This window comes from Thauera aminoaromatica (genome assembly GCF_000021765.1).
GTDB classification, from domain to species: Bacteria; Pseudomonadota; Gammaproteobacteria; order Burkholderiales; family Rhodocyclaceae; genus Thauera; species Thauera aminoaromatica.
The window spans coordinates 2647431-2670572 of record NC_011662.2; the positions used below are offsets into that span (position 1 = coordinate 2647431).

At 71.9% G+C, this 23142-nt stretch carries 20 protein-coding genes; 11 read left to right on the forward strand and 9 right to left on the reverse strand.

The genetic code is table 11. From position 1 onward, the window contains the following. Nucleotides 1-2 precede the first annotated feature (2 nt). The 4 genes from TMZ1T_RS11670 to TMZ1T_RS11685 are packed head-to-tail and all read left to right on the forward strand — an operon-like array spanning nt 3 to nt 3431. Nucleotides 3-401: a 6-pyruvoyl trahydropterin synthase family protein gene (locus TMZ1T_RS11670; RefSeq protein WP_004323165.1), complete on the forward strand. Its 399-nt coding sequence runs from the start codon at nt 3-5 to the stop codon at nt 399-401. Further along, nucleotides 398-1471, forward strand: coding sequence for a glycosyltransferase family 4 protein (locus TMZ1T_RS11675; protein ID WP_012585497.1), 1074 nt, complete (start codon nt 398-400; stop codon nt 1469-1471). Before TMZ1T_RS11670 ends, TMZ1T_RS11675 begins: the two co-directional genes overlap by 4 nt. Nucleotides 1472-1500: 29 nt before the next feature. Next, nucleotides 1501-2454 carry a class I SAM-dependent methyltransferase gene (locus TMZ1T_RS11680; protein WP_012585498.1) on the forward strand — a complete coding sequence of 318 codons (954 nt, stop codon included), beginning with the start codon at nt 1501-1503 and terminating at the stop codon, nt 2452-2454. After that, nucleotides 2451-3431 (forward strand): lysylphosphatidylglycerol synthase transmembrane domain-containing protein, encoded by a 981-nt coding sequence (locus TMZ1T_RS11685; protein WP_012585499.1) that lies wholly within the window; start codon nt 2451-2453, stop codon nt 3429-3431. Before TMZ1T_RS11680 ends, TMZ1T_RS11685 begins: the two co-directional genes overlap by 4 nt. Here the strand turns inward: TMZ1T_RS11685 and TMZ1T_RS20595 are convergent. From TMZ1T_RS20595 to TMZ1T_RS11695, 3 genes are all read right to left on the reverse strand, one after another. After that, nucleotides 3406-3735: a helix-turn-helix transcriptional regulator gene (locus tag TMZ1T_RS20595; RefSeq protein WP_082047726.1), complete on the reverse strand. Its 330-nt coding sequence runs from the start codon at nt 3733-3735 to the stop codon at nt 3406-3408. The two genes, TMZ1T_RS11685 and TMZ1T_RS20595, sit on opposite strands and share 26 nt — an antisense overlap. Nucleotides 3736-3753: 18 nt before the next feature. Further along, on the reverse strand, nt 3754-4266 hold the full coding sequence (locus tag TMZ1T_RS20280; RefSeq protein ID WP_144312161.1) for a hypothetical protein: 513 nt from the start codon (nt 4264-4266) through the stop codon (nt 3754-3756). 267 nt (nt 4267-4533) lie between these two features. After that, on the reverse strand, nt 4534-5406 hold the full coding sequence (locus tag TMZ1T_RS11695) for a RibD family protein (RefSeq protein ID WP_012585500.1): 873 nt from the start codon (nt 5404-5406) through the stop codon (nt 4534-4536). A 97-nt stretch (nt 5407-5503) separates the two neighbouring features. Here TMZ1T_RS11695 and ribA point away from each other — a divergent pair, with 97 nt between their 5' ends. After that, nucleotides 5504-6661, forward strand: a complete 1158-nt coding sequence (gene ribA / locus TMZ1T_RS11700; protein WP_012585501.1) for a GTP cyclohydrolase II RibA — start codon at nt 5504-5506, stop codon at nt 6659-6661. A gap of 32 nt (nt 6662-6693) precedes the next feature. Here the strand turns inward: ribA and TMZ1T_RS11705 are convergent, their stop codons facing one another. Next, nucleotides 6694-7521: a creatininase family protein gene (locus TMZ1T_RS11705; RefSeq protein ID WP_012585502.1), complete on the reverse strand. Its 828-nt coding sequence runs from the start codon at nt 7519-7521 to the stop codon at nt 6694-6696. A gap of 134 nt (nt 7522-7655) precedes the next feature. Here TMZ1T_RS11705 and TMZ1T_RS11710 point away from each other — a divergent pair, with 134 nt between their 5' ends. Continuing rightward, nucleotides 7656-9380, forward strand: coding sequence for an alkaline phosphatase family protein (locus tag TMZ1T_RS11710; RefSeq protein WP_012585503.1), 1725 nt, complete (start codon nt 7656-7658; stop codon nt 9378-9380). 684 nt (nt 9381-10064) lie between these two features. On the opposite strand, the gene TMZ1T_RS11715 is transcribed toward TMZ1T_RS11710, so the two are convergent. The 4 genes from TMZ1T_RS11715 to TMZ1T_RS11730 form a co-directional block, all read right to left on the reverse strand. Further along, entirely contained in the window at nt 10065-10349 is a 285-nt protein-coding gene (locus TMZ1T_RS11715; RefSeq protein WP_004321819.1) for a hypothetical protein, read from the reverse strand. Between the two features lie 191 nt (nt 10350-10540). Further along, the gene (locus tag TMZ1T_RS11720; RefSeq protein ID WP_012585504.1) at nt 10541-11794 is read right to left on the reverse strand and encodes a DNA recombination protein RmuC; all 1254 of its coding nucleotides are present in this window, start codon (nt 11792-11794) and stop codon (nt 10541-10543) included. A gap of 4 nt (nt 11795-11798) precedes the next feature. Beyond that, nucleotides 11799-14321 carry an ABC transporter permease gene (locus TMZ1T_RS11725; protein WP_012585505.1) on the reverse strand — a complete coding sequence of 841 codons (2523 nt, stop codon included), beginning with the start codon at nt 14319-14321 and terminating at the stop codon, nt 11799-11801. 10 nt (nt 14322-14331) lie between these two features. Beyond that, on the reverse strand, nt 14332-15504 hold the full coding sequence (locus TMZ1T_RS11730; protein ID WP_004321811.1) for a M20 aminoacylase family protein: 1173 nt from the start codon (nt 15502-15504) through the stop codon (nt 14332-14334). Nucleotides 15505-15910: 406 nt separating this feature from the next. On the opposite strand from TMZ1T_RS11730, the gene dbpA reads away from it, so the two are divergent. Beyond that, a complete protein-coding gene (gene dbpA / locus TMZ1T_RS11735; protein ID WP_012585506.1) occupies nt 15911-17374 on the forward strand; it encodes an ATP-dependent RNA helicase DbpA in 1464 nt (487 codons plus the stop codon). A gap of 55 nt (nt 17375-17429) precedes the next feature. Here the strand turns inward: dbpA and TMZ1T_RS11740 are convergent, their stop codons facing one another. Further along, the gene (locus TMZ1T_RS11740) at nt 17430-18251 is read right to left on the reverse strand and encodes a DnaJ domain-containing protein (RefSeq protein WP_144312162.1); all 822 of its coding nucleotides are present in this window, start codon (nt 18249-18251) and stop codon (nt 17430-17432) included. 548 nt (nt 18252-18799) lie between these two features. Between TMZ1T_RS11740 and TMZ1T_RS11745 the strand changes: the two genes are divergently transcribed. From TMZ1T_RS11745 to TMZ1T_RS11760, 4 genes are all read left to right on the forward strand, one after another. Then, nucleotides 18800-19717 carry a histone deacetylase family protein gene (locus TMZ1T_RS11745; RefSeq protein WP_012585508.1) on the forward strand — a complete coding sequence of 306 codons (918 nt, stop codon included), beginning with the start codon at nt 18800-18802 and terminating at the stop codon, nt 19715-19717. 165 nt (nt 19718-19882) lie between these two features. Then, a complete protein-coding gene (locus TMZ1T_RS11750; RefSeq protein WP_004306175.1) occupies nt 19883-20725 on the forward strand; it encodes a DUF429 domain-containing protein in 843 nt (280 codons plus the stop codon). A gap of 223 nt (nt 20726-20948) precedes the next feature. Beyond that, a complete protein-coding gene (locus TMZ1T_RS11755) occupies nt 20949-22064 on the forward strand; it encodes a branched-chain amino acid ABC transporter substrate-binding protein (protein ID WP_012585509.1) in 1116 nt (371 codons plus the stop codon). Between the two features lie 137 nt (nt 22065-22201). Next, complete coding sequence (locus TMZ1T_RS11760; RefSeq protein WP_012585510.1) at nt 22202-23134, forward strand: branched-chain amino acid ABC transporter permease; 933 nt, start codon at nt 22202-22204, stop codon at nt 23132-23134. The last annotated feature ends 8 nt before the right edge of the window (nt 23135-23142 follow it).

Consider the following 23142-nt stretch of genomic DNA (forward strand, 5'->3'; position numbering starts at 1 on the left):
CCATGTACAGCCTCACCGTCCGCGAACACATCATGATCGCCCACAGCTTCCGCGGCGAGATCTTCGGCCCGGCGCAACGGGTGCATGGCGCGACCTACCTGGTCGACGCCTGCTTCCAGCGCAGCGAGCTCGACGCCGACGGCCTGGTGGTCGACATCGGCCTCGCCGCCGCAACGCTGAAGGCGGTGCTCGCCGAGTTCAATTTCCGCAACCTCGACGAGCTCGAGGAATTCCGCGGCCGCAACACCACCACCGAGTTCATGGCCAGGGTGATCTTCGACCGCCTCGCCGCCACGATCCGCGCCGGCCGGCTGGGCCCCGGGGCGCAGGGGCTGGAGCGGCTGAAGGTGAGCCTGCACGAGTCGCACGTCGCATGGGCGAGCTACGAGGGCGCGCTGTGAGCGCTCACAGGGGGAGCGCAGACCTCGATTTCATCGTCCCCGGCGACCCCGCCCAGCGCACCGGCGGCTATCTCTACGATGCCCGCATCGTCGAGGCGCTGCGCCACCTCGGCTGGACCGTCACCGTCCATGGCCTGCCCGGCCGCTTCCCCGACGCCGACCCCACGGCGCGCGACGCCCTGCACGACACCCTCGCCACCCTGCCCGCCGGTCGGCGCGTGGTCATCGACGGGCTCGCGCTCGGCGGCCTGCCCGAGGTCGCGATCGAGCACGCCGGACGGCTGGCACTGGTCGCGCTGGTGCACCACCCCCTGGCCGACGAGCGCGGCCTCGATCCCGTGCTGCGGCGCTGCCTGCTGGCGAGCGAACGGGCCGCGCTCGCCGCCGTGCGCCTCGCGATCACCACCAGCGCCTTCACCGCGCGCCGGCTGCTCGACTTCGGACTGCGCGCCGAGCGCATCCGCTGGGTCGAGCCGGGCGTGGCGCCGCTCGCGCTGGCCGCCGCGGAGGGCGAGCCGCCGCAGCTGCTGTGCGTGGCCAGCCTGACCCCGCGCAAGGGCCAGGACGTGCTCGTGCGCGCGCTCGAGCGCGTACGAGCGCTGCCCTGGCGCTGCACCCTGATCGGCAGCACGCATCGCGACCCCGGCTACGCCGGCGAGGTGGCCGAACTCGTCCGCAGCCTCGGCCTGCAGGACCGCATCCGGCTCTCCGGCGAATGCGCGGACGCGGCCCTGCGCGACGCCTACGCCGCCGCCGACCTCTTCGTGCTGCCCTCCCACTACGAGGGCTACGGCATGGTGGTCGCCGAGGCGATCGCCGCCGGGCTGCCGGTGCTCGCCACCACCGGCGGCGCGCTCGCGGGCACGCTGCCTCCCGGCGCCGGGCTGGCCGTGCCGCCCGGCGACGTCGATGCGCTCGCCGGCGCGCTTGGCGAGTTGATCGGCGACCGCGCCCGGCGCCTGCGCCTGCGCGACGGCGCCCGCCGCGCACGCGCTGGACTGCGCGGCTGGCCGCAAGCGGGCGAGGCCTTCGCCGCCGCCCTCGCCGAACTCGCGCCGGCGTCCGCGTGATCCCGTCCGCGCGCCCACCCGGAGCCGCCATGCCGACCCACCCCGACGCCGCCGCCCCCCGCCATCCCGACGCCTGCTTCGATGCCGACTGGCTCGCGCTGCGCGCCGCCGCCGACCGCGCCGCGCGCGCGCCCCGACTCGAAGCGCTCGCCGCCGCCTGGCTGCAGGGGCGGCGGCGACGGCACCCGCAGGCCCCGCTGCGCCTGATGGACCTCGGCTGCGGCAGCGGCGCCAACGCGCGCCACCTCGCACCCCGCCTGCCCGGCCCGCAGCAATGGACGCTGGTCGACCACGACGCCGGTCTTCTGGAACGCGCCCGCACCCTCGGCGCGGACCTGCGCGATGCGCAGGGCGCGAAGCCGCAGGTCCACACCCGCTGCCGGGACCTCGGCACGCTCGCCGCACCTGCGCTCGCGGACACAGACCTCGTGTGCGCCTCCGCCGTGCTCGACCTCATGCCAGCGAGCTGGCTGGTCCGCCTCGCCGATGCCTGCACGAGCACCGGCTGCGCGCTGCTGATCACGCAGAGCGTGGACGGGACCTGGCGCTTCCTGACCCACGGCTCCGCAGAGCCACCCGTCCCCGACGATGCCTTCGTCCGCGACGCCTTCAACGCCCACCAACGCCGCGACAAGGGCCTCGGTGCCGCCCTCGGGCCGGACGCCGCACCCGCGCTCGCCGAGCTGCTCGCGGCGCGTGGCTTCGACGTCGAGACCGCCGCCAGCCCGTGGCGGCTGGACCTCGCCGCCCCGCCCCAGGCTGCGCTCGCATGCGCGCTCATCGACGGCTGGCGCGACGCCGCCACCGCGCAGTGCCCGCACGCCGCCGCGCGCATCGCCGCCTGGCACGCACGCCGCAGTGCGCAGTGCGCCGCACGGGGCAAGGAGGTGCTTGAAGTCGGGCACCTCGACCTCTTCGCCAGCCCGCCGGTCGCCACCCCGGCAGCGCTCCGGCCCGACGGCCCCGCCGCCCGCGCGCGATGAGCGGCGAAGCCCGGCGCACTCGACGCCCGCTGCCCGTCCTGCGTGCGCTTGCGAGCCTCGGGCTGCTCGCCGGCGTGCTGTGGTGGATCGAACCGCGCGCCCTCATCGCCGCCTTCGGCGCGCCTGCGCCCGCCTGGCTGGCGCTCGCGCTCGCGATCGGCGTGCTGCAGACGGCCTTGTCGGCGTGGCGCTGGCAGCTCACCGCCGGCCGCCTCGGCGCCCCGCTCGGCTTCGCCCATGCGCTGCGCGAGTACTACCTCGCGAGCTTTCTCAACCAGATCCTGCCGGGCGGGGTGATGGGCGACGCCGCGCGCGCCTGGCGCCACGCCAGTCTGCCGGGTACAGCCCGCGACGCAGCCTGGCAGGCAGTGGTGATCGAGCGCGGCGCGGGCCAGCTCGCGCTGCTGCTGGTGGTGGTCGCGAGCGTGCTCGCCGCCCCCGCGCTGCAGGTTGTGCCGGGACGCCTGGGCGACGCCGTCGACCTCCGGGGACTGCCGTGGATGGGCGTGCTCGCCGTGCTCGCCCTCGTCGCGACAGCACTCGCAGGCAGCACCAGGACGGCCCTGCGCAGCCTGGCCAGCGCCACCCGGCAGGCGCTGCTCGGGCGCGCGGTGCTGCTGCGCCAGCTGCTCGCCTCGCTGCTGATCGTGGCCAGCTACGTCGCGGTGTGGCTGTGCTGCATGCGCATGAGCGGGCTCGCCACGCCGCCAGCCCAGGCGGCGGCGCTGGTGCCCTGGGTGCTGCTGGCGATGGCGATCCCGCTCTCGGTGGCGGGCTGGGGCATCCGTGAAGGCGCGGCCGCGCTGGTGTGGCAGGCGGCCGGGCTGGACGCCGCCGAAGGCGTGGCGGCCTCGGTGAGCTACGGCGTGGTCGTGCTGCTGTCGACGCTGCCGGGCGCGCTGGCGCTGCGGCGCCACGAGCCCGGCGCGCGCTCCACCGCCGAGGCGACGCCTACTTGCCGGGCGGACGGGCCTTGAGGCTCTCCGAGGGCAGGATGCCGAAGCTCGACTTGTAGAGCTCGGCGAAGCGCCCGAGGTGGGTAAAGCCGTAGTCGAGCGCCACCGCGGTGACGCTCGCCACGCGCACGGCCGGGTCCATCAGGGTGGCGTACACATGCTCGAGCTTCTTGCGGCGGATGTAGGTTCGCGGCGACATCCGCGCCTGGTCCTTGAGCACCTGATAGAGCGAGCGCTGGCTCAGCCCGGCGAACTGGGCGAGTTGCTCGACGCTGATGTCCTGCTTGATGCGCGCCTCGATGTGGCGCTCGAGGCGCTCGAACAGGCGCGCCTGGCCGCAGGTCTACGAGGTCGGCTGGTTATGCTGCAGGGTGAACAGCAGCTTGTTGGCCACGGCATGGGCGTAGTGCATGAACAGCTGCGCGCGTAGCGCCCCGCTGGCGCTCTCGCTCGCAACCAGGCGCAGCAGCGTGACCAGGTGGTCGAGCTCGTCGCGCGTGCAGGGGCAGCGGTTGAAGCGCACGCCCTCTCCCGCGTGGAGCCAGCCGCACTCCGAACACGCTTCGCGCAGCACGGACTCGGGGACGAGCACACTCCACAGCTCGCTATCGGCCGAATAGAGCAGCTCGGGCGACGCACCGGTGCCGAGCAGGATCTGTCCGGGCTCCAGCTCGATCGCCGCCTCGCTGCTGCGCAGGAAGGCGTGCCCGCGCACGAGCACGAGGGCCTCGTATTGCTCCGCGGGGTTGGGCGGGGCCTCGTCGGGCACGACATCGGCGACCAGCCGGCACAGGTCCAGGCGCTGCACACTCGCCGGACGCGCGCCGGCTTCCCGCGCCCGCGGCAGATCGTGCACCACAGGTCGGGCGGTTGCGGAGGCCCGCGTCGGGAGCGGGCCTTGATGCGAATTGGACGGCAGGTCGATCGACATCCTCACTCCAGTGAATCGGCGAGCCGGCTGCAGCGGGGTCCGTCGCCCACTCGCCGTGGAGCGCCGGTCGTCCCGCAGCGCAGCCGAACGATTCAGGATCGCACGGAAACGATTACGAAGACCTGCGGGATCATATCAGTCATTCGTCGACGAGAAACGCGTTTGTCGATGTTTTTCTTTTATATCGAGATTTCATCTCTGCTGCGCCGCCCGCCCCGCCCCATCGAAGTCGAGGTCGAACAAGCTGTCGCTCCCGCAGCGGAACGGCCTGCACACCGGACGCAGGGCCTCGTCGAGCGTGTCGATCGGCGGCAGAACCAGCCCGGCGCGCCCCGAGCCGATCAGCAGCGGTGCGACCAGCAGATGGAGCCGCTCGATCGCCCCCGCCTGCACGAAACGCGACACGGTGTGCCCACCCCCCTCCACCAGCACCCGCCTGCAGCCCGCCCGTGCCAGCCAATCGAGCACCGCGCCCGGCTCGAAACCCGACCCGGCACCTGGCAGGCCCGCGCGCGCGACCCGCCCCGGCAGCACGGCGGCGGTGCCCGGCGCGAGATCCTCGCCAACCAGGTGCACGGTGGGCGCGGCGCCGTCTTGGAACAGCCTCGCGTCCGCCCGCGCGCGACCGCGCGGGTCGAGCACCACGCGCACGGGGTTGCGCCCGGCGACGTGGCGCACCGTGAGCTGAGGATCGTCGGCATTCACCGTGCCGACCCCCACCACCACCGCATCCACCAGCGCCCGCAGCCGGTGCAGGTGGGTACGTGCCTCGAGGCAGTTGATATAGTGCGAGGCCCCGCTCGCGGTGGCGATGCGGCCATCCAGGCTCTGCCCCAGCTGGGCGATCGCGAGACGGCCGGGCCTGGCCACCCAGGGCAGGAAGAGATCGAGCAGTTCCGCGGTGTCCGCGCGCAAGGCCCGCGCGCAGCGCCAGGCGCCGCGCGGAGCGATCTCGATCGCCACGCCCTCGACCGTGAAACTTATCGTCCCGGCGCCGGCCCAATCAGCGTCGCGGGCTTGCAGGATGCAGGCCCAGCCCCAATCTGGTACAAGTTCGTCCGCCATCCATCCTTCCCTGAAAAATCGTCTTCACTCGCGTCTGCCGGCCTGGAAAGCGCCTGGTGCAGGGTCGAGCCCCGACACCCCAAACGGAGAAAAACAAATGCGCCAAGCCGAGCGTGCCCTTTTCGACCTGCGACGCGGACTTTCGATCCTCGTGCGCGACCACGCGCGCGCCTTCGTCGTGTGCGCTGTCGAAGGCCTGGACGATGCCGCGGCGGGCGAAATGCAGATGCTGGCCGGCTCGCCCGCACGCCTGGTGCTGAGCGACCACCGCCTCGCCGCGATCGGCCGCGCCGGGGCCGCGCAGGCGGTTTCCGTCGGCCTGTCGCCGCTTCCCGACGCCGCCGGTCTGCATGCGCTCGCCTGGCAGCGCGGCGCCAGCCTGCCCGCGGACGCCGAACTTCGCGACGGCGGCCCGGTCGAGCGCGCCGCCCTGCGCCTGCTCGGGCGCGCCCAGCGGGTGCCGGCGGCGCTGGTGTGCGAAGTCGCGCCCGATCGCGCCGCTGCGGTTGCGGCCACGGTGGCGAGCGGCGATCTGCTCGCGGTCGATGCCGCCGAGGCCATGCGCCTGTGCGAGAGCGGCCCCGGCCGGCTCGCCCGCATCAGCGAGGCGCGCGTGCCGCTGGCCGAGGCCGAGAACAGCCGCTTCGTGCTCTTCCGTGAAGCCGACGGCGTGCACGAGCACGTCGCCATCGTCATCGGAGAGCGCGCGAACTGGCCCGAGGACGTCCCGGTGCGCCTGCACTCGTCCTGCCTCACCGGTGACCTCTTCGGCAGCCTGCGTTGCGACTGCGGCGAGCAGCTGCGCCGCGGCGTGGCAGCGATCGACGCGCTCGGCGGCGGCGTGCTGCTCTACCTCTCGCAGGAGGGTCGCGGCATCGGCCTGGCCAACAAGCTGCGCGCCTATGGCCTGCAGGACGAGGGACTGGACACGATCGACGCCGACCAGGTGATCGGCTTCTCCAAGGACGAGCGCGACTTCCGCATCGCCCACGAGATGCTCGACGAGCTCGGCATCGACCGCATCCTGCTGCTCACCAACAACCCGAGCAAGGTCGCCGCGCTGCAGAAAGCCGGCATCCACGTCGTCGGCCGGCGCGCGATCTACGGCGAGGTCACCGTGCAGAACCAGCGCTACCTCAGGACCAAGGCCAGCCGTCACGGCCACTGGCTCAACGATCTGCTGAACGAGCAGGGCGAGCCGGGCGACGACGAGCCCGCATGCCTGCCCGCCGCGGACGCCGCGCACCGCGCCTGAGGCGCGGCCTCGAGGCCGGCCATGCGGCCTGCTCAGCGCTGCTCCGGCGCCGGTGCGCGCGTCACCAGCGCCTCGAGGTCGAAGTCGTGTGCCTCTTCGACGATGCGCGCGAGACGGCTCGCGAAGTGTTCCACCAGGCGCGCCCCGAGCGCGGCGTCCGCCAGGCGAGGATCGCCGCAGGCCCCCGAAGGATGAAGGTCCTGCGCCATCCAGGCGAAGCCGGCCTCGCCCTCGGGGCCGAGCAGTCGCCCCGCCGCCGCCATGCGCACCCCCAGCGACTCGAATCGATCGACCGCGTCGCGCCTCACCTTGTGCGGCGCCAGGTGCATCATCAGCGCGGTCTCGAGCGCGCCACCATGCAGGCCGTCGCGCAGTTCGTCCGCCGGCAGAGCGGCGGGTGGCGGCGGGAAGCGGAAGGAATGCGCGCGCACCACCAGCATGCGCTGCGCAGCGCGCAGCTCGAGCGCAGCCAGGTCCACCAGCGCCTTGTTGCCACCATGGGTGTTGAACAGCACAAGGCGGCGCAAGCCGGCGCGCGCGACGCAGGCACCGATCTGCACCACGCTCGCCAGCGCGGTCTTCGCGTCGAGCGCGAGCGTACCGGCAAAGCCCGTGTGTTCCAGGCTGCACCCCACCGCGACCGGCGGCAGCACGCACAGCGGCAGGCCCGCGCGCAGCTTCGGCACGACCGCCTCGAGCAGGCCGAGGGCGATGTCGAGGTCGGTCGACAGCGGCAGGTGCTCTCCGTGCTGCTCGATCGCGGCGAGCGGCAGCAACGCGACCGCATCGGCGCGGGCGAGCCCGGCAATGCGGCTCGGGGTCAGGTCCTGCCACCAGGGCAGCGCGGGCTTGGCGTTCATTTCGGTCGGTCTCCCGGGGGGCATCGGCTGTCCCGGATCATAGCCGCACTCGGCCACGGCCCGACGTCGCCGTGTCCCGCGCCCTGGTGCCGACCCGCGCGCCCGCGCTTTGCCGCACGCGGCGGAGGGGTCGCATGAGCGCACGGGCGCGTGATCTTGTGCTCGGCACGCTCCTGCCGCTGCTCGCGCTCGACGCCTTGCTGGTGTTCGACAACGCCTGGCCGACGCTGTGGCCGCGGCCGACGCCGGCCGTCTCGATCGAGCTCGCCTTCGCCGTCGCCGCACTGGTGCTCTTCGCCGCCTGGCGGAAACACGCAGCGCACGGCCTCGTGCGCGTGCTCGCGGGGCTGGCCACGCTGTGGATCGTGCTGCGCTACGTGCAGGTGACCGTCCCCGCGCTGTTCGGCCGCCCGCTCAACCTCTACTGGGACCTGCCCCACCTCGGCGCCGTGCTCGACATGGGCGGCGACGGTCCGGGCGCGAAGGTCCTGCTCGCGCTCGCGCTCGGTATCCTCGTCGTGCTGGTACTGCATCGCGTGGTGTCGGCCTGCGTGCGTGCCCTCGCACGCAGCGCGGCGGCACCGGGCGCGCGTGCGCTGCTCGGCGGTGTCGCGGGCGCGGCAATCCTGCTGTGGGCGCTGGCGCCGTGGCCCGGCCCGCTCGCCGCGTCGGCCTTCGCGCGGCCGGTCGCCGCGCTGGTCTCCGATCAGATCCGCTTCCTGCACTCGGCGCTCGCCGCCGACGGCGGCGAGCGGCTCGGCCCCGGCCCCGACTTCCGCGGCGACCTCGCGGCGCTGCGGGGCGCAGACGTGCTGATCGTGTTCGCCGAGGCCTACGGCGCGGTCAGCTTCGATCGACCGCCGATCACCGCGGCGCTCGCCGACGCACGCACCGAGCTGGGTGCCGCGATCGCGGCCAGCGGCCGCGAGGCCGTCTCCGCCCGCGTGGTCTCGCCGACCTTCGGCGGCGCCTCCTGGCTGGCGCACGCCGCCGTGCTCGCGGGGGTCGATACCCGCGACCCGGCCGACCACGCACTCTTGCTGACCACCGATCGCCCCACCCTGGTCCGCCACTTCGCCACCCACGGCTACCGTACCGTGGGCTGGATGCCAGGGCTGCAGCGCCCCTGGCCGGAGGGCCGCTTCTACGGCTTCGACCGCATCGCCGATGCCGACAGCGCGGGCTACGCCGGCCTGCCCTTCGGCTTCTGGCGCATCCCCGACCAGGCCTCGATGGCGCGCATCCACGTGGACGAGCTGGGCGGCAGCTTCGGCGAGGCAGTCGGTACGCAGCAGGCCCGCTCCAGCCCGGGCTCCTCCCGGGCTTCTGCGGGCGACACCTCCGCCAGCGCGCCCACTTCCCGTCCGGGCGCACGCGCGGAGACCGCTGCCGCGCGTCGCGCGCCACGGCTGGTCGTTTTCGCCACCGTCTCCACGCACGCCCCCTTCGCAGCGATCCCACCCTTGCGCGAGGACTGGTCGCGGCTGCTGCGCGCGGACGCCTTCAGCCAGGAGGAGGTCGAAGCCGCGGCGGCCGTGCGGGTGTCCTGGACCGAGCCGCTCCCCGCTTATCTGGCCTCGATGCGTTACCAGCTCGGCTGGCTCGCCGACTACCTCGCCCATCACGCCGCGCGGGAGCTGGTCCTGATCGTGATCGGCGACCACCAGCCGATCGGCACGGTGAGCGGGCCGGACCAGCCGCACGACGTGCCGGTGCATGTGATCGCCTCCGACCCCGCGCTGCTCACCCGCTTCGCGGCCGCCGGCTTCGTCGCCGGCCTGACGCCGCCACAGCAACCCCTCGGCCCGATGCATGAGCTTGCCCAGGTGCTGGTGGATGCCTTCTCGGGCCCGCGGTGAGTGCGCAGCCCGCATGACCGCCCCTCCAGACCGCGCAATCGCGACTTGCGTCGCTCCTACGAAAACCGGCACGCGCGCTGTTGCGGGCGCCCGGACAGGGCTGTGGGAGCGACGCAAGTCGCGATTGGCGGAGGGGTGCTGACGGGGCGTCGGTGCAGGCTCGGGGGCCGTGATCGCGACTTGCGTCGCTCCTACGAAAACCGGCACGCGCGCTTTGTTGCCGGCGCCGGGGCAGGGCTGTGGGAGCGACGCAAGTCGCGATTGGCGGCGGGATGCTGCCGGGGCGTCGGTGCAGGCTCGGGGGCCGTGATCGCGACTTGCGTCGCTCCTACGAAAACCGGCACGCGCGCTTTGTTGCCGGCGCCTGGGCAGGGCTGTGGGAGCGACGCAAGTCGCGATTGGCGGCGGGATGCTGCCGGGGCGTCGGTGCAGGCTCGGGGGCCGTGATCGCGACTTGCGTCGCTCCTACGAAAACCGGCACGCGCGCTTCGTTGCCGGCGCCTGGGCAGGGCTGTGGGAGCGACGCAAGTCGCGATTGGCGGCGGGATGCTGCCGGGGCGTCGGTGCAGGCTCGGGGGCCGTGATCGCGACTTGCGTCGCTCCTACGAAAACCGGCACGCGCGCTTCGTTGCCGGCGCCCGGGCAGGGCTGTGGGAGCGACGCAAGTCGCGATTGGCGGAGCGACTACTCCGCCCTTTCCGGCGGCACGATGCGGTACAGCAGGGTGTCGCACTTGGCGCACGACACGATGCGACGCTCGTCCTTGCCGTGGCTGAGGCCCTCGTCCTTGAATTCGGTCGATTCGCAGGCCGAGCAGCGCGGTTCGGTCTGGTTGTTGGCGTACAAGTAGGCGTTGAGCTCGGGGAGCGCGCGCTTGCGCTGCTCGATGCGGTGGAACTTCCTCAGGATGAGCCACATCGTGAAGAAGACCGCCATGATGAAAAGGATCGGCAGGGGAAAATCGGACATCGGTGCGGGGTTCCCGGACGGGTGAATCGGAGAAGCGATGCAGGCCTTGCGGCGAGTCGGGCCTGAAGATACGGGCGGCGGCGCGCCCCGTCCCTGTCCCGCATCAAATCGGGCGGACGATCATCCGTGCGCGCCCGTGACGGGTGGTCCGACCGCAGCGGCCCCGGAAGAATTCCCCAGGTTCGCAGAATTCAATCCCGCCCCCCCACGGATCCGCTTCCCACGGTCCCGGCAGCCAGCGCCGCCGGCGCGCCCTCGCCCGCCTCTTCGTCCTCCTCGTCCAGCTGCACCGACTCGATGCGGCGGAAGTGCGCGCTGATCTTGCGGCTCGAAGTGTGCACGTCCTGCACGTCGCGACTGGCCTGCTCGATGTGGCGGGCGAGCGCGGCCATGCGCTCGTCGAAGCGCTGGAAGTCCTTCGCGAGCTTGCCGAGGGCGTCCTGAATGACGTGGATCTGCTTGCGCGTCTCGACGTCCTTCATCACCGCGCGCGCGGTGTTGAGCACCGCCATCAGCGTGGTCGGGGACACGATCCACACGCGTTTCTGCTGCGCGTAGGCCACGATCTCCGGGTGGTAAGCGTGCAGCTCGGCGAACACCGCCTCGGCGGGCAGGAACATCACCGCGCCATCGGCCGTGCTGCCGGGCAGGATGTACTTGGCGGAGATCGCGTCCACGTGGCGCTTCACGTCGGCGCGGAAGGCCTGCTGCGCGGCGCGGCGGTCGAGCTCGGCGAGCGTGTCGTCGAACATGCGGTGGTAGTTCTCGAGCGGGAACTTGGCATCGACCGCGACGTTGCCGGTGGGCGCCGGCAGGGTGAGCAGGCAGTCCACCCGGGTGCCGTTGGGCAGCACCTGCTGGAAGGCGAAGGCCTCGGGCGGCAGCATGTTGCGCACGAGGTTCTCGAGCTGGACCTCGCCGAAGGCGCCGCGTGCGCGCTTGTCGCCGAGCAGCTCCTGCAGGCTGACCACGTTGGTGGTGAGGCCGTCGATCTTCTTCTGCGCCTCGTCGATCGTCGCCAGCCGCGCCATCACGCTGGCGAAGGTCTCGTTGGTCTTGCGGAAGCCCTCGTCGAGGCGCTGGTTGACCTGACCCGAGAGGGTGTCGAGACGGCCGTCCACGCTCTGCGTGAGCGCCTGCATGCCGCGCGACAGCTGCAGCGAGGCGGCGGTGAGGCCGCGCTGCAGCAGCTCGCGGTCGGCGCGCGCGTGCTCGCCGATGCGGTCGGTCTGGCGCGCGAGCCCGTCGTGCAGGTCGAGCAGCAGCTCGCGGTGGCGCGCGGCCAGGCGCTGCTCCATGAAGTCGGTGAGGTCGTCGCCGAGGCCTTCGCGCAGGCGGCGCTCGGCGCCGCCGCCGCGCAGCAGCCCCCAGGCCTGCAGCACCAGCACCGCCACCAGCAGGCCGGCGAGCAGCCACTCGACCGGCGTCAGTTGCAAGGACGTCATGCGTTCAGCCCAGTGCACGCAGGCTGGCGAGCGGCGGCCGGCTCAGCAGCGCACGCGTGCCCAGCCAGCCGCCGGCGACCACGCCGGCCGCGCCCAGCACCACGCCCACCAGCACCGGCGCCAGCGCCGGCACGTAGGGCATGCGGAAGACCTGCTCGGCCAGCACCCAGCCGATCGCGCTCGCGCCCACGCCCGCGAGCACGCCGGCGACCCCGCCCAGCACCAGGAACTCGGCGAACAAGGCCTGGCGCACCTGGCGGTTGCGCGCGCCCAGGGTACGCAGCATGGCGAGCTCGTAGTCGCGCTCGTCGTGAGTGGACTGCAGCGCGGCATACAGCACGACCAGCCCGGCGAGCACCGCGAAGCCGAACACGAACTGCACGATCACGATCAGCTTGTCGGTCATCGACTGTACCTGCGCGATCACCGCCGCGGTGTCGATCACGGTGAGGTTGGGGAACTCGCCGACCAGCTTCGTGGTGAAGTCGTGGCGCGCGGGCGGCAGGTGGAAACTGGTGATCAGGGTCGCGGGGAAATCCTCCAGCACGCCCGGCGAGGCGATGAAGAAGAAGTTCACCCGCATCGAGTCCCAGTCGAGCTTGCGCACGCTGGTGATCGGCGCCTCGACGCGGCGGCCGCCGATCTCAAACGCCACACGGTCGCCCACCGCCAGCCCGAAGGTCTTCGCCAGCCCGGCCTCGACGGAAAACTGCGCGGAAAACTGCGCGGAAAACTGCGGCTGCGCCGCCGCCCCGTGCCAGCGCCCGGCCTCGACGACGTTGCCCGGCGGCAGCTCGGCGCCGTACGACAGATTGAACTCGCGCTCGGCCAGGCGCCGCGTGCGCTCGTCCTCGTACGCCGAGGGGTCGACCGGCTTGCCCTCGATCGCCACCATGCGGCCGCGAATCATCGGCTGGATGGGCGGCACCGGCAGGCCCTCGGCGGCGAACAGCGCGGCGATGCCGGCGCGCTGGTCGGGCTGGATGTTGATCACGAAGCGGTTGGGCGCATCGGGCGGCGCCATGCGCCGCCAGTTGTCGAGCAGGTCGGCGCGCACCAGGGTGAGCAGCAGCAGCGCGGTCATGCCCAGCCCGAGCGCGGCGGCCTGGATCACGCTGCTGCCCATGCGGCGGCCGAGGGCGGCGATGCCGTAGCGCCAGCCACCACCGCGCAGGCTGCCCTGTCCCTTGAGGCGGCCGGCGAGCCTGAGCACACCCCAGGCGGCAAGCGCGAACACGCCGAGCGCCACCGCGAAGCCGGCCGCCACCATGGCGCCGAGGCGCGCGTCGGCGGCGATCCAGAAGATCAGCCCGAGCAGCGCCGCCAGCCCGAGCGCCCAGGCGGCACCCGAGACCGGCTCGGCGAACTCGAACTCGCGGCGCAGCACGCGCAGGGTGCTGACCTTGCCCAGGCGCAGCAGTTGCGGCAGCACGAAGCCGGCGAGCAGCGCCATGCCCACCACCATGCCATGCGCGAGCGGCAGCGGCGAGGGCGCGGGCAAGTCGGTGGCGAGCAGCTCGCGCAGCCCGCCCGCCAGCCCCCACTGCACCGCCCAGCCCAGCGCGGTACCGGCGAGTGCGGCGGCCAGCCCGAAGAGCAGGAACTCGCCCACCACAATGCCCAGCACCTGCGCCTGACGCGCACCAAGCACGCGCATCACCGCGCAACCGTCGAGGTGGCGTGCCATGAAGCGGCGCGCGGACAGGCCCACCGCCACCGCGGCGAGGATCACCGCGAGCAGCGCCGCCAGGCGCAGGAAGCGCTGCGCCTGGTCGAGCGCGGCACGCACCTCGGGGCGGGCGTTGTCCACGGTCTCGACGCGCTGGCCGCGGCCGAGGTTCGCGCGCGCCCACTTCTCGTAAGCCTCCACCGCCTGCGGCGCGCCGGCCACGTGCAAGCGCCAGGTGGCGCGGCTGCCCTCGGCGATCAGGCCGGTGGCCTCCAGATCCTTGAGGTTGAAGATCGCGCGCGGCAGCAGGCTGAAGAAGTTGGCGCCGCGGTCGGCCTCGAAGCTGACCATGGCGCCGACGCGGAACTCGAGCTCGCCGAGGCCCACCTTGTCGCCGGTGTTCACGCCCAGCTCGGCGAACAGGCGCTCGTCCAGCCACACCTCGCCCGCTTCGGGCGCGCGACCTGCGGGGGCGTCGGCCTGGTTGGGACCGGGCGCCAGACGGATGGTGCCGCGCAGCGGGTAGCCGTCCTCCACCACCTTGACGCCGCCGAGCGCCGCGCCCTCGGCGGTACTCGCCATGCTGGTGAACAGCACCGTCCTGGCGGTCTGCAGGCCGCGGCTGCGCGCCTCGTCGATGAAGGCGTCGGGCCACGGCTTGTCGGCGCGCAGCAGCAGGTCGCCACCGAGGAGCTGGTTGGCCTCGCGATCGAGCGCGCGCCCGACGCGGTCGGCGAGGAAGCCCACGCTGGTCAGGCTCGCCACCGCGATCATGATCGCCAGCCCGAGCAGGTGCAGCTCGCCCGCGCGCAAGTCGCGCAGCATCATGCGCAGGGCGAGTCGAAGCGTGCGCATCATCGGGCTGCGCTCACTTCACGCCGCCGAGCAGACGCTGCACCAGCGCGCACCAGTAGGCCACGCCGGCCGGCAGCACCTCGTCGTTGAAGTCGTAGTTGGGGTTGTGCAGCATGCAGCCGCCCTCGCCCGGGCCGTTGCCGACCCACACGTAGGCACCCGGCTTCTCCTGCAGGAAATAAGCGAAATCCTCCGCACCCATGCTCGGGCGGCGGTCGGTGAATACCCGCTCCGGTCCCGCCACCGCGCGCGCCGCCTCGGCGCACAGCGTGGCCTCGGCGACAGTGTTGACGGTCGGGGGATAGCCGCGGCGGAACTCGAAATCCACCTGCACACCATGGCTCTGCGCGATCCCCTCGGCCACCTGGCGCAGGCCGCGCTCGAGGCGGTCGCGCACCTCGGCGGAGAAGGTGCGCACCGTGCCGCACAGCTCGGCGCGGTCGGGGATCACGTTGTAGGCCTCGCCGGCATGAAACTGGGTCACCGACACCACGCCGGCGTCGATCGGATCGAGCACGCGGCTCACCAGGGTCTGCGCCGCCTGCACGAAGGCCGCGCCCGCCACCACCGGGTCCACGCCGAGGTGCGGCATCGCCGCATGCGCGCCGACGCCGGTGAAGCGGATGTCGAAGCGGTCGGCGCTCGCCATCACCGGGCCGGCGTGTACGGCGAAGCTCCCCGCCTCCATGCCCGGCCAGTTGTGCATGCCGAACACCGCCTCCATGGGAAAGCGCTCGAAGAGTCCGTCGGCGATCATCGCCGGCGCGCCGCCCTCGCCTTCCTCGGCGGGCTGGAAGATCAGGTACACCGTGCCGTCGAAGTCGCGCCGCGCGGCCAGCGCCTCGGCCGCGCCGAGCAGCATGGTGGTGTGACCGTCGTGACCGCAGGCGTGCATGCAGCCCTGGATGGTGGACTTGTGCGCGAACTCGTTGCGCTCTGTGATCGGCAACGCATCCATGTCGGCGCGCAGCCCGATCGCACGCAGCCCGCGGCGGCCGCGCACCACACCGACCACGCCGGTGCCGCCGATGCCGCGATGGGTCTCGATACCGAGCGCCTCCAGATGGCGCGCCACCAGCTCGGCGGTGCGGCGCTCCTCGAAGGCGAGCTCGGGGTGGGCGTGGATGTCGCGGCGGATCGCGGTCAGCTTGCTCTGCAGGGGGCGGACGCTTTCGATGAGGCTCATGGCTGCACCGTGTTGTCGTGGTTTGTCGCGGGTGTCCGAGTGTAGTACAGGCGGACGCGGGTGGATCCTTCGGCGTCCTCAATCCGGTTGCGGCGGGGGCAAGGGAGACGGCTGGCGCGACGCGGGATCACGATGGTCGGCATGCATTCCAGGCGTCGTGGCGTCTCGACCGCAGGGATCGCATGGATCGCGACTTGCGTCGCTCCTACGCGCGGGCCGCACCGTAGGAGCGACGCAAGTCGCGATCGGGCAGCGCAGAATGTGTTTCCCGTCATGGAGCACGTCGACGTCGCCGGGGTCTGAAACAAAACGCGGCGTGAAGTTCCCGCCCCCTCGGACACGGCGATTCCGGCCGATCGCACAAAGTTCTCTAGGGAAGATGTCGAATCCGCCGCGATAATCGCGCATGACCGAATCGACGCCCCCCTCCTCCCCCATCCTCGCGAGTCCCCCGGACGCCCCGCCCGGGTCACCCCCGCCCGCAACCCCCGGCCTGCCTTTCGACGGCCTGCCGCTCTCGCCCGCCATGCTGGACACCCTGCGCCAGCTCGACTACCGGGCCATGACCCCGATCCAGGCGGCCAGCCTGCCGCTTGCCCTCGCCGGGCACGACCTCATCGCCCAGGCCAAGACCGGCAGCGGCAAGACCGCGGCCTTCGCCCTGCCCCTGCTGGCCCGGCTCGACGTGCGCAAGCTCGCCGTCCAGGCCATGGTGCTGTGCCCGACCCGCGAACTGGCCGACCAGGTCACCCAGGAGATCCGCCGCCTGGCGCGCTTCGAGGCCAACATCAAGGTGCTGGCGCTGTGCGGCGGCACGCCGATGCGCCCGCAGCGCGACAGCCTCGAGCACGGCGCCCACGTCGTGGTCGGCACGCCCGGGCGCATCATGGACCACCTCGAACGCGGCAGCCTGGTGCTCGAGGCCCTGAACACGCTGGTGCTGGACGAAGCCGACCGCATGCTGGACATGGGTTTCCACGACGACATCGCCTTCGTGGCCAGCCGCTGCCCCTCCGAGCGCCAGACCCTGCTGTTCTCCGCCACCTACCCCGAGGGCATCGCCCGCCTGGCCGCGCGTTTCCTGCGCGAGCCGCAGGAGGTGAAGCTGCTCGAGCAACACGCGCACGGCAAGATCCGCCAGCGTTTCTACGAGGTCGCCCACCCGGCGCGGCTGGAGGCGGTCGCGACGCTGCTGCGCCACTTCCGCCCGGTCAGCACGCTGGCCTTCTGCAACACCCGCCAGCAGTGCCGCGACCTCGTCGAGCTGCTGCGCGCGCGGGGCTTCGCGGCGCTCGCCCTCAACGGCGAGATGGAGCAGCGCGAGCGTGACCAGGTGCTGATCCAGTTCGCCAACCGCAGCTGCTCGGTGCTCGTCGCCACCGACGTCGCCGCGCGCGGGCTGGACATCGCACGTCTCGAGGCGGTGATCAACGTCGACGTCACCCCCGACCCGGAGATCCACATCCACCGCATCGGCCGCACCGGCCGCGGCGACGAAGAGGGCTGGGCGCTGAACCTGTGCAGCAGCGCGGACAAGCGCCGCGTCGCGAGCATCGCGCAGAGGATGGGCTTCGAGCCCGAGTGGCACGCCCTCGACGAACTGGTGGAAGACGCGAACGAGCCCCTGCAGGCGCCGATGACGACGCTGCTGATCCTGGGCGGACGCAAGGACAAGATCCGCCCTGCGGACGTGCTCGGCGCGCTGACTGGCGAGGCCGGCTTCACCCGCGAGCAGGTCGGCAAGATCACCGTCACCGACCAGACCACCTACGTCGCGGTCGAGCGCGCGATCGCGCGCGAGGCGGTGCGCCGGCTGTCGGCGGGCACGCTCAAGGGCAAGAAGGTGAAGGTGCGCGCGCTGGAAGTGTGATGCGGGGGCGAGGCTCGCGGTGGGTGCTTTGAGCCGCGGGCGCCCCGCGCCGGTCTCAACTTCGACGCGACGCCAGTCCGGCGATCTGCTCGCGCAAGCTCTCGCATTCGGCCTCGAAGCCGGCGCGCGCTTCGGCAAAGTGCGTTTCCCAGCGCTCGACCTGAACGGCCCGGCGGTACGCGGGATCCAGTTGCAGGGTCTGCACGGCAAGGATCAGGTCGGCGACCCGGGTCTGCAGTTCGGCAACCCGACGCCGGACGGCGCTGCTCGCGGGCGCCGCGCTCCCCTGCACAGGGCTCGCGTCGTCGCGCTTGCGCGCCCACCCCGCCAGCTCGGCGGTGATGGCGCGCAGCCCCGCGAGGTCGCGCGCCTGGTAGGCAGCCTGCACGCGCAGGAAGACGTCGTGCGCCTCGGCGCGCTCGGCCTCCTCCGCACGGTCCGGATGGCAGCGCATGGCCGCCGCGCGATACAGCCGGCGCAGTTCGTCCTGCTCGTCGTCATCGAGTTCGGGCCGCGGCACGGGCGTGTGCGCGGTGCTGCGGCGGTAGGCGTCGAAGTCCGCTTCGGCCTGGCGCGCCTGCTCCCGATCGGCCGCCGCACCCGAGCGCTCGGCCTTCAGGTCGAGATATTCCCGGCGCAGGCGCAGGCATTCACCCACCACGTCGCCGAGGGCAAGGAACTGCTGCTGCTCGTAGCTGCGCACCTGCTGCTCCATGTCGGCGAGACGGCCGGTGAAGTCGAGCATCTGGGCCTGCAGACGGGCACAGCGCGCGAGCAATCGTTCGGCGTCCGGATCGGGCGCGGCGACGATGGCGGCAGGCTCGACATGCTCGTCGGGCGCGGATTCGGCGCCGAGTGGATCGCGACGCTCAGGCATCGACGGGGACTCCGCGTGTGCGGGCCCAGGCTCGGATATCGACGCGGGTGCAACTTCCGGCGCATCTGCCGGCACTGGCGGCACGGCCGTGGAGGCGACGCGCGTCCCCGGCAGACGCGCGCGGGCGGCGGTCTTGCCGGCGCAGAAGCGCAGGATGGCCGCACGGATGCTTGCCAGGAACAGGCGGAAACCCAATTTCAGCCTCGATTTGGAGTGGACATGGAATCGACATTCGACATATTGCACTGCACCATAAACGCCTGACAACAGGAACGCTCCACGGAGCAGGACAATCCATCCCTGTTGCAGCGCGTCCGGCTCGTGTCCGCCAGCATCCTGACCGCCCCTCGAAGGCGCGGATTCACGTCCCCGCCCAGCTGCGGCCGTGCGCGTTCGAGATACGCGTCCGAGGCGGGCGTCGATGGCGCCGCCGCGGCTGCGCGGCGGCTTATGCTTTGCGCACCAATTGCTGCGCACACGGTCCCAAGCCGTGCGGGAACAGAACGCCCGCCCTTGCCGCGCCCGAGTTCAACCGGAACCCGTCCACCTTGAAGCTCTACTACGCCGACCATTTCGTCCTCCCGCTGCCCGCGGGCCACCGCTTTCCGATGGAAAAATACTCGCGGCTGCGCGCGCGCCTGCGCGACAGCGGCCTGTTCGCCGACGACGACTTGCGCGTCCCTGCCGCCGCCAGCGACGCCGAGATCCTGCGCGCCCACGACGCCGGCTACCTGCAGCGCGTCGCCGGCGGCACGCTGGACGCGGCCGAGGTACGCCGCATCGGCTTTCCATGGAGCGCGGCGATGGTCGAGCGCTCGCGCCGCTCGGCGGGCGCCACGCTGGCCGCCTGCCGCAGCGCGCTCGATCGCGAGGGCGGCGCAGCCTGTGCCGCCAACCTCGCCGGCGGCACGCACCACGCACATCGCGACTTCGGCTCGGGCTTCTGCGTGTTCAACGACGCCGCCATCGCCGCGCTGGCGATGCGGGCCGAGGGCCGCGCCGGCCGCATCGCCATCGTCGATTGCGACGTGCACCAGGGCGACGGCACCGCGACCATCCTCGCCGACACGCCCGAGGTCTTCACCTGCAGCCTGCACGGTGCGAAGAACTTCCCCTTCCGCAAGCAGGCGAGCGACCTCGACGTCGAACTGCCCGACGACACCGGCGACGAGGCCTACCTCGCCGCGCTCGATGCGGCGCTCGACACCGTCTTCACCCGCGGCCGCCCCGAGCTGGTGATCTACCTCGCCGGCGCCGACCCCTACGCCGGCGACCGCCTCGGCCGGCTCGCGCTCAGCATCGACGGCCTGCGCCGGCGCGACGAACGCGTGCTCGGCCGGTGCCGCGCCGCCGACGTGCCGGTCGCCGTGGCCATGGCCGGTGGCTACGCGCAGCCGATCGACGACACGGTGACGATCCACTTCAACACCCTCTGCACGGCGGCGCGGGTGGCCAATGCGCGCTGACGGCCGGGTTCAAATCCGCGGCGCGCACTGCGATGGTGCCGGAACGCGAGTACGTGCCCCGGATCGGCCTGCGTTGCACCGGGCATCGCGTCCGTCCCGACGCGGTGCGGCCTGCAGCGCCGAAGCACCGATCACGACGCATTGCGTCGCTGGAGACATGCAGCGATGACGACCCGACTGTACGGCGTGGACTTCACCTCCTCACCCCGCCGCGCCAAGCCGATCACCGTGGCCCATGGCCACCTCGACGGCGCGCGCGTGGAGCTCGTCCGTTTCGAGCACTGCGTTGACTGGCCCGGCTTCGAGGCCCTGCTCGCTCGCCCCGGCCCCTGGCTAGGCGCCTTTGACTTCCCGTTCGGACTGCCGCGCGAGGCGATCGCCGACCTGGACTGGCCGCAGACCTGGCCAGCCCTCGTGCGCCATTGCGCCACGCTCGGCAAGCCCGCCTTTCGCGCCGCGCTCGATGCCTACCGCGAATCTCGCCCGGTCGGTCGCCGCTATGCCCATCGCGCCACCGACCTCCCCGCACGCTCGCACAGTCCGCTGAAGCTGGTGAATCCGCCGGTCGGGCTGATGTTCCTGGAAGGGGCGCCGCGTCTGCTTGCCGCTGGCGTGCGTGTGCCGGGCATGCACGACGGTGACCCGAGCCGCGTGGCCATCGAGGCTTATCCCGGGCTGCTCGCCCGCCGCATCACCCCCGCTTCGTACAAGAGCGACGAGCGCCGCAAGCAGAACGCGGAACGCCATGCGGCACGCAAGCAGATCATCGACACGCTCACCGTCGGACCGGTCTCGTCGCAGGGCGCGTCCCGACCGCTGGTGTTGGCCGCCACACGCGAACAACACCAGGCCATGCTCGACGACGCCAGCGGCGATCTTCTGGACGCCGCGCTCGCGCTGCTGCAGGCGGCCGCGGCTGCGCGCCTTGGCCCGCCGCACTTCGGCCTGCCCGCCGGGATGGATCCGCTGGAGGGGTGGATCGCCGGTTGCGGGACAAGCAACGCTTAGCACTCGGCGACCACCGGCTTCGCACCATCGACGACGTCGCATGACCCGGGCATGCCTGCCCAATACGGTCGCTTGCTTGGCATGGCGCTTGCTTCAGCCTCAGGGCAGGACAAGTCATTCGCGCAGTTAATTCGCCCATTCGCAACGCGTTTTTTTGGGCACAATACGGACGCGTTTCGGCTTCACCCAAACCCCTCCCCCGATCACCCCGGAGATCCAGAGCATGAAGAGAACCGTCGTCGCAGTCGCCCTGATGAGCATCGGCCTCAGTGCCGCCCAAGCGCAGGAAGTGGTCGTCAAGCTGGGCGGGGCCGCCCCGCTCACCGGTAACCAGTCGCACCTTGGCAAGGATCTCGAGAACGGCACCCGCCTCGCCATCGAGGAGGCCAACGCCAAGGGCGTGACGATCGGCGGCAAGAAGGTCAAGTTCGAGCTGGTCGGCGAGGACGACCAGGCCGACCCGCGCACCGGCACCACGGTGGCGCAACGCCTGGTCGATGCCGGGGTGAAGGGGGTGATCGGGCATCTGAACTCGGGCACCTCGATTCCGGCCTCGCGCATCTACGACCAGGCGGGCATTCCGCAGGTGTCGCCGGCCTCGACCAACCCGAAGCTGACGCTGCAGAACTTCAGCGGCGTGTTCCGCACCATCGCCAACGACGTGCAGCAAGGTACCGGGCTCGGCAAGTACGCCACCGGCGCGCTCGGCGCCAAGCGCGTCGCGATCATCGACGACCGCACCGCCTACGGCCAGGGCCTGGCCGACGAGACCGCGAAGGCGGTGAAGGAGACGGGCGGCGAGGTCGTCGCGCGCGAATTCACCACCGACAAGGCCACCGACTTCAACGCCATCCTCACCAAGATCCGCGCCACCAACCCCGAGGTCGTCTTCTACGGCGGCATGGACGCCCAGGCCGGCCCGATGGTGCGGCAGATGAAGCAGCTCGGCATCACCGCCAAGTTCCTCACCGGCGACGGCGGCTGCAGCCCCGAGATGATCAAGCTCGCCGGCGACGGCATGTCGTCCAGCGCCTACTGCTCGATGCCGGGCCTGCCGCTGGAGAAGATGCCGGGCGGCGCCGACTTCCGCGAGCGTTACAAGAAGCGCTTCAACGCCGACGTGCAGGTGTATGCCCCCTACGCCTACGACGCCGCGATGGCCATCATCACCGCGATGCAGAAGGCCGACTCGGTCGAGCCGTCCAAGTACCTGCCCGAGCTCAAGAAGAGCAACTTCCCGGGCGTGATCGGCAACGTCTCCTTCGACGCCAACGGCGACATCAAGGAAGGCGCGGTGACGATCTACAACTTCAAGGACGGCGCCTGGGTGCCGCTGTAAGCGCCTGAACCGCCGCCGGCGCACCCGCTTGCGGCGCGCCGGCGGCGCGCGACATCCCCGTTTCGATTTGCCCGCCCCGGAGACCCTGCGCGTCCGCCGGGGCGTGGCGCGCGACTTCACAGACTCAGGAAGGCAGCATGGAAACCCTGATCCAGCAATTCATCAACGGGCTGGTGATCGGCAGCGTCTACGCGCTGATCGCGCTCGGCTACACCATGGTGTACGGCATCCTGGGCCTGATCAATTTCGCCCACGGCGACGTGCTGATGGTGGGCGCGCTGGTCGCGCTGCAGACCATGCTGTTCCTGATGGGCATGGCACCCGGCATGTCTCCGCTGGTGATGCTGGCGATCGCGCTCGCGGTGGCGATGGTGATCTGCATGCTGCTCGGCTTCACCATGGAGCGGCTCGCCTACCGGCGATTGCGCAACGCGCCGCGCCTGGCGCCGCTGATCACCGCGATCGGCGTGTCCTTCCTGCTGCAGACCCTGGCGATGATCATCTGGGGCCGCAACTACCACACCTTCCCGCAACTCATCTCGACCACGCCGCTGCAGCCGATCCCCGGCGTGTTCGTCACCCCGGTGCAGATCGCCATCGTGGTGGTGTCGGCGCTGCTGATGGTCGGCCTGCTGCTGCTCGTCAATCGCACCCGCATCGGCCGCGCGATGCGCGCGACCGCCGAGAACCACCGCGTCGCCAGCCTGATGGGGGTCGACACCAACGCGGTGATCGCGCTCACCTTCGTCATCGGTGCCGCGCTCGCCGCCGTGGCCGGGGTGATGTTCGCCAGCAACTACGGCATCGCCCACTACGGCATGGGCTTCATGCCGGGCCTCAAGGCCTTCACCGCCGCGGTGCTGGGCGGCATCGGCAACCTCGGTGGCGCGATGCTCGGCGGCGTCGTGCTCGGGCTGGTGGAGTCCTTCGGCGCGGGCTACATCGAGCACCTCACCTTCGGCTTCCTCAACTCGTCCTACCAGGACATCTTCGCCTTCATCATCCTCGGCCTGGTGCTGATCTTCCGGCCCACCGGACTGCTCGGCGAACGCGTGTCGGACCGGGCCTGAGCGAGCAC

What these genes read in the sequence shown, in the direction of transcription:
- TMZ1T_RS11695 (WP_012585500.1), bottom strand. Translation starts at nt 5,406, where the DNA reads ATGGCGGACGAACTTGTACCAGATTGGGGCTGGGCCTGCATCCTGCAA.
- TMZ1T_RS11750 (WP_004306175.1), top strand. Translation starts at nt 19,883, where the DNA reads ATGACGACCCGACTGTACGGCGTGGACTTCACCTCCTCACCCCGCCGC.
- TMZ1T_RS11760 (WP_012585510.1), top strand. Translation starts at nt 22,202, where the DNA reads ATGGAAACCCTGATCCAGCAATTCATCAACGGGCTGGTGATCGGCAGC.
- TMZ1T_RS11715 (WP_004321819.1), bottom strand. Translation starts at nt 10,349, where the DNA reads ATGTCCGATTTTCCCCTGCCGATCCTTTTCATCATGGCGGTCTTCTTC.
- TMZ1T_RS11685 (WP_012585499.1), top strand. Translation starts at nt 2,451, where the DNA reads ATGAGCGGCGAAGCCCGGCGCACTCGACGCCCGCTGCCCGTCCTGCGT.
- TMZ1T_RS11740 (WP_144312162.1), bottom strand. Translation starts at nt 18,251, where the DNA reads ATGCCTGAGCGTCGCGATCCACTCGGCGCCGAATCCGCGCCCGACGAG.
- TMZ1T_RS11705 (WP_012585502.1), bottom strand. Translation starts at nt 7,521, where the DNA reads ATGAACGCCAAGCCCGCGCTGCCCTGGTGGCAGGACCTGACCCCGAGC.
- TMZ1T_RS11730 (WP_004321811.1), bottom strand. Translation starts at nt 15,504, where the DNA reads ATGAGCCTCATCGAAAGCGTCCGCCCCCTGCAGAGCAAGCTGACCGCG.
- TMZ1T_RS11680 (WP_012585498.1), top strand. Translation starts at nt 1,501, where the DNA reads ATGCCGACCCACCCCGACGCCGCCGCCCCCCGCCATCCCGACGCCTGC.
- TMZ1T_RS11755 (WP_012585509.1), top strand. Translation starts at nt 20,949, where the DNA reads ATGAAGAGAACCGTCGTCGCAGTCGCCCTGATGAGCATCGGCCTCAGT.
- TMZ1T_RS11725 (WP_012585505.1), bottom strand. Translation starts at nt 14,321, where the DNA reads ATGATGCGCACGCTTCGACTCGCCCTGCGCATGATGCTGCGCGACTTG.
- TMZ1T_RS11670 (WP_004323165.1), top strand. Translation starts at nt 3, where the DNA reads ATGTACAGCCTCACCGTCCGCGAACACATCATGATCGCCCACAGCTTC.
- TMZ1T_RS11710 (WP_012585503.1), top strand. Translation starts at nt 7,656, where the DNA reads ATGAGCGCACGGGCGCGTGATCTTGTGCTCGGCACGCTCCTGCCGCTG.
- ribA (WP_012585501.1), top strand. Translation starts at nt 5,504, where the DNA reads ATGCGCCAAGCCGAGCGTGCCCTTTTCGACCTGCGACGCGGACTTTCG.
- dbpA (WP_012585506.1), top strand. Translation starts at nt 15,911, where the DNA reads ATGACCGAATCGACGCCCCCCTCCTCCCCCATCCTCGCGAGTCCCCCG.
- TMZ1T_RS11720 (WP_012585504.1), bottom strand. Translation starts at nt 11,794, where the DNA reads ATGACGTCCTTGCAACTGACGCCGGTCGAGTGGCTGCTCGCCGGCCTG.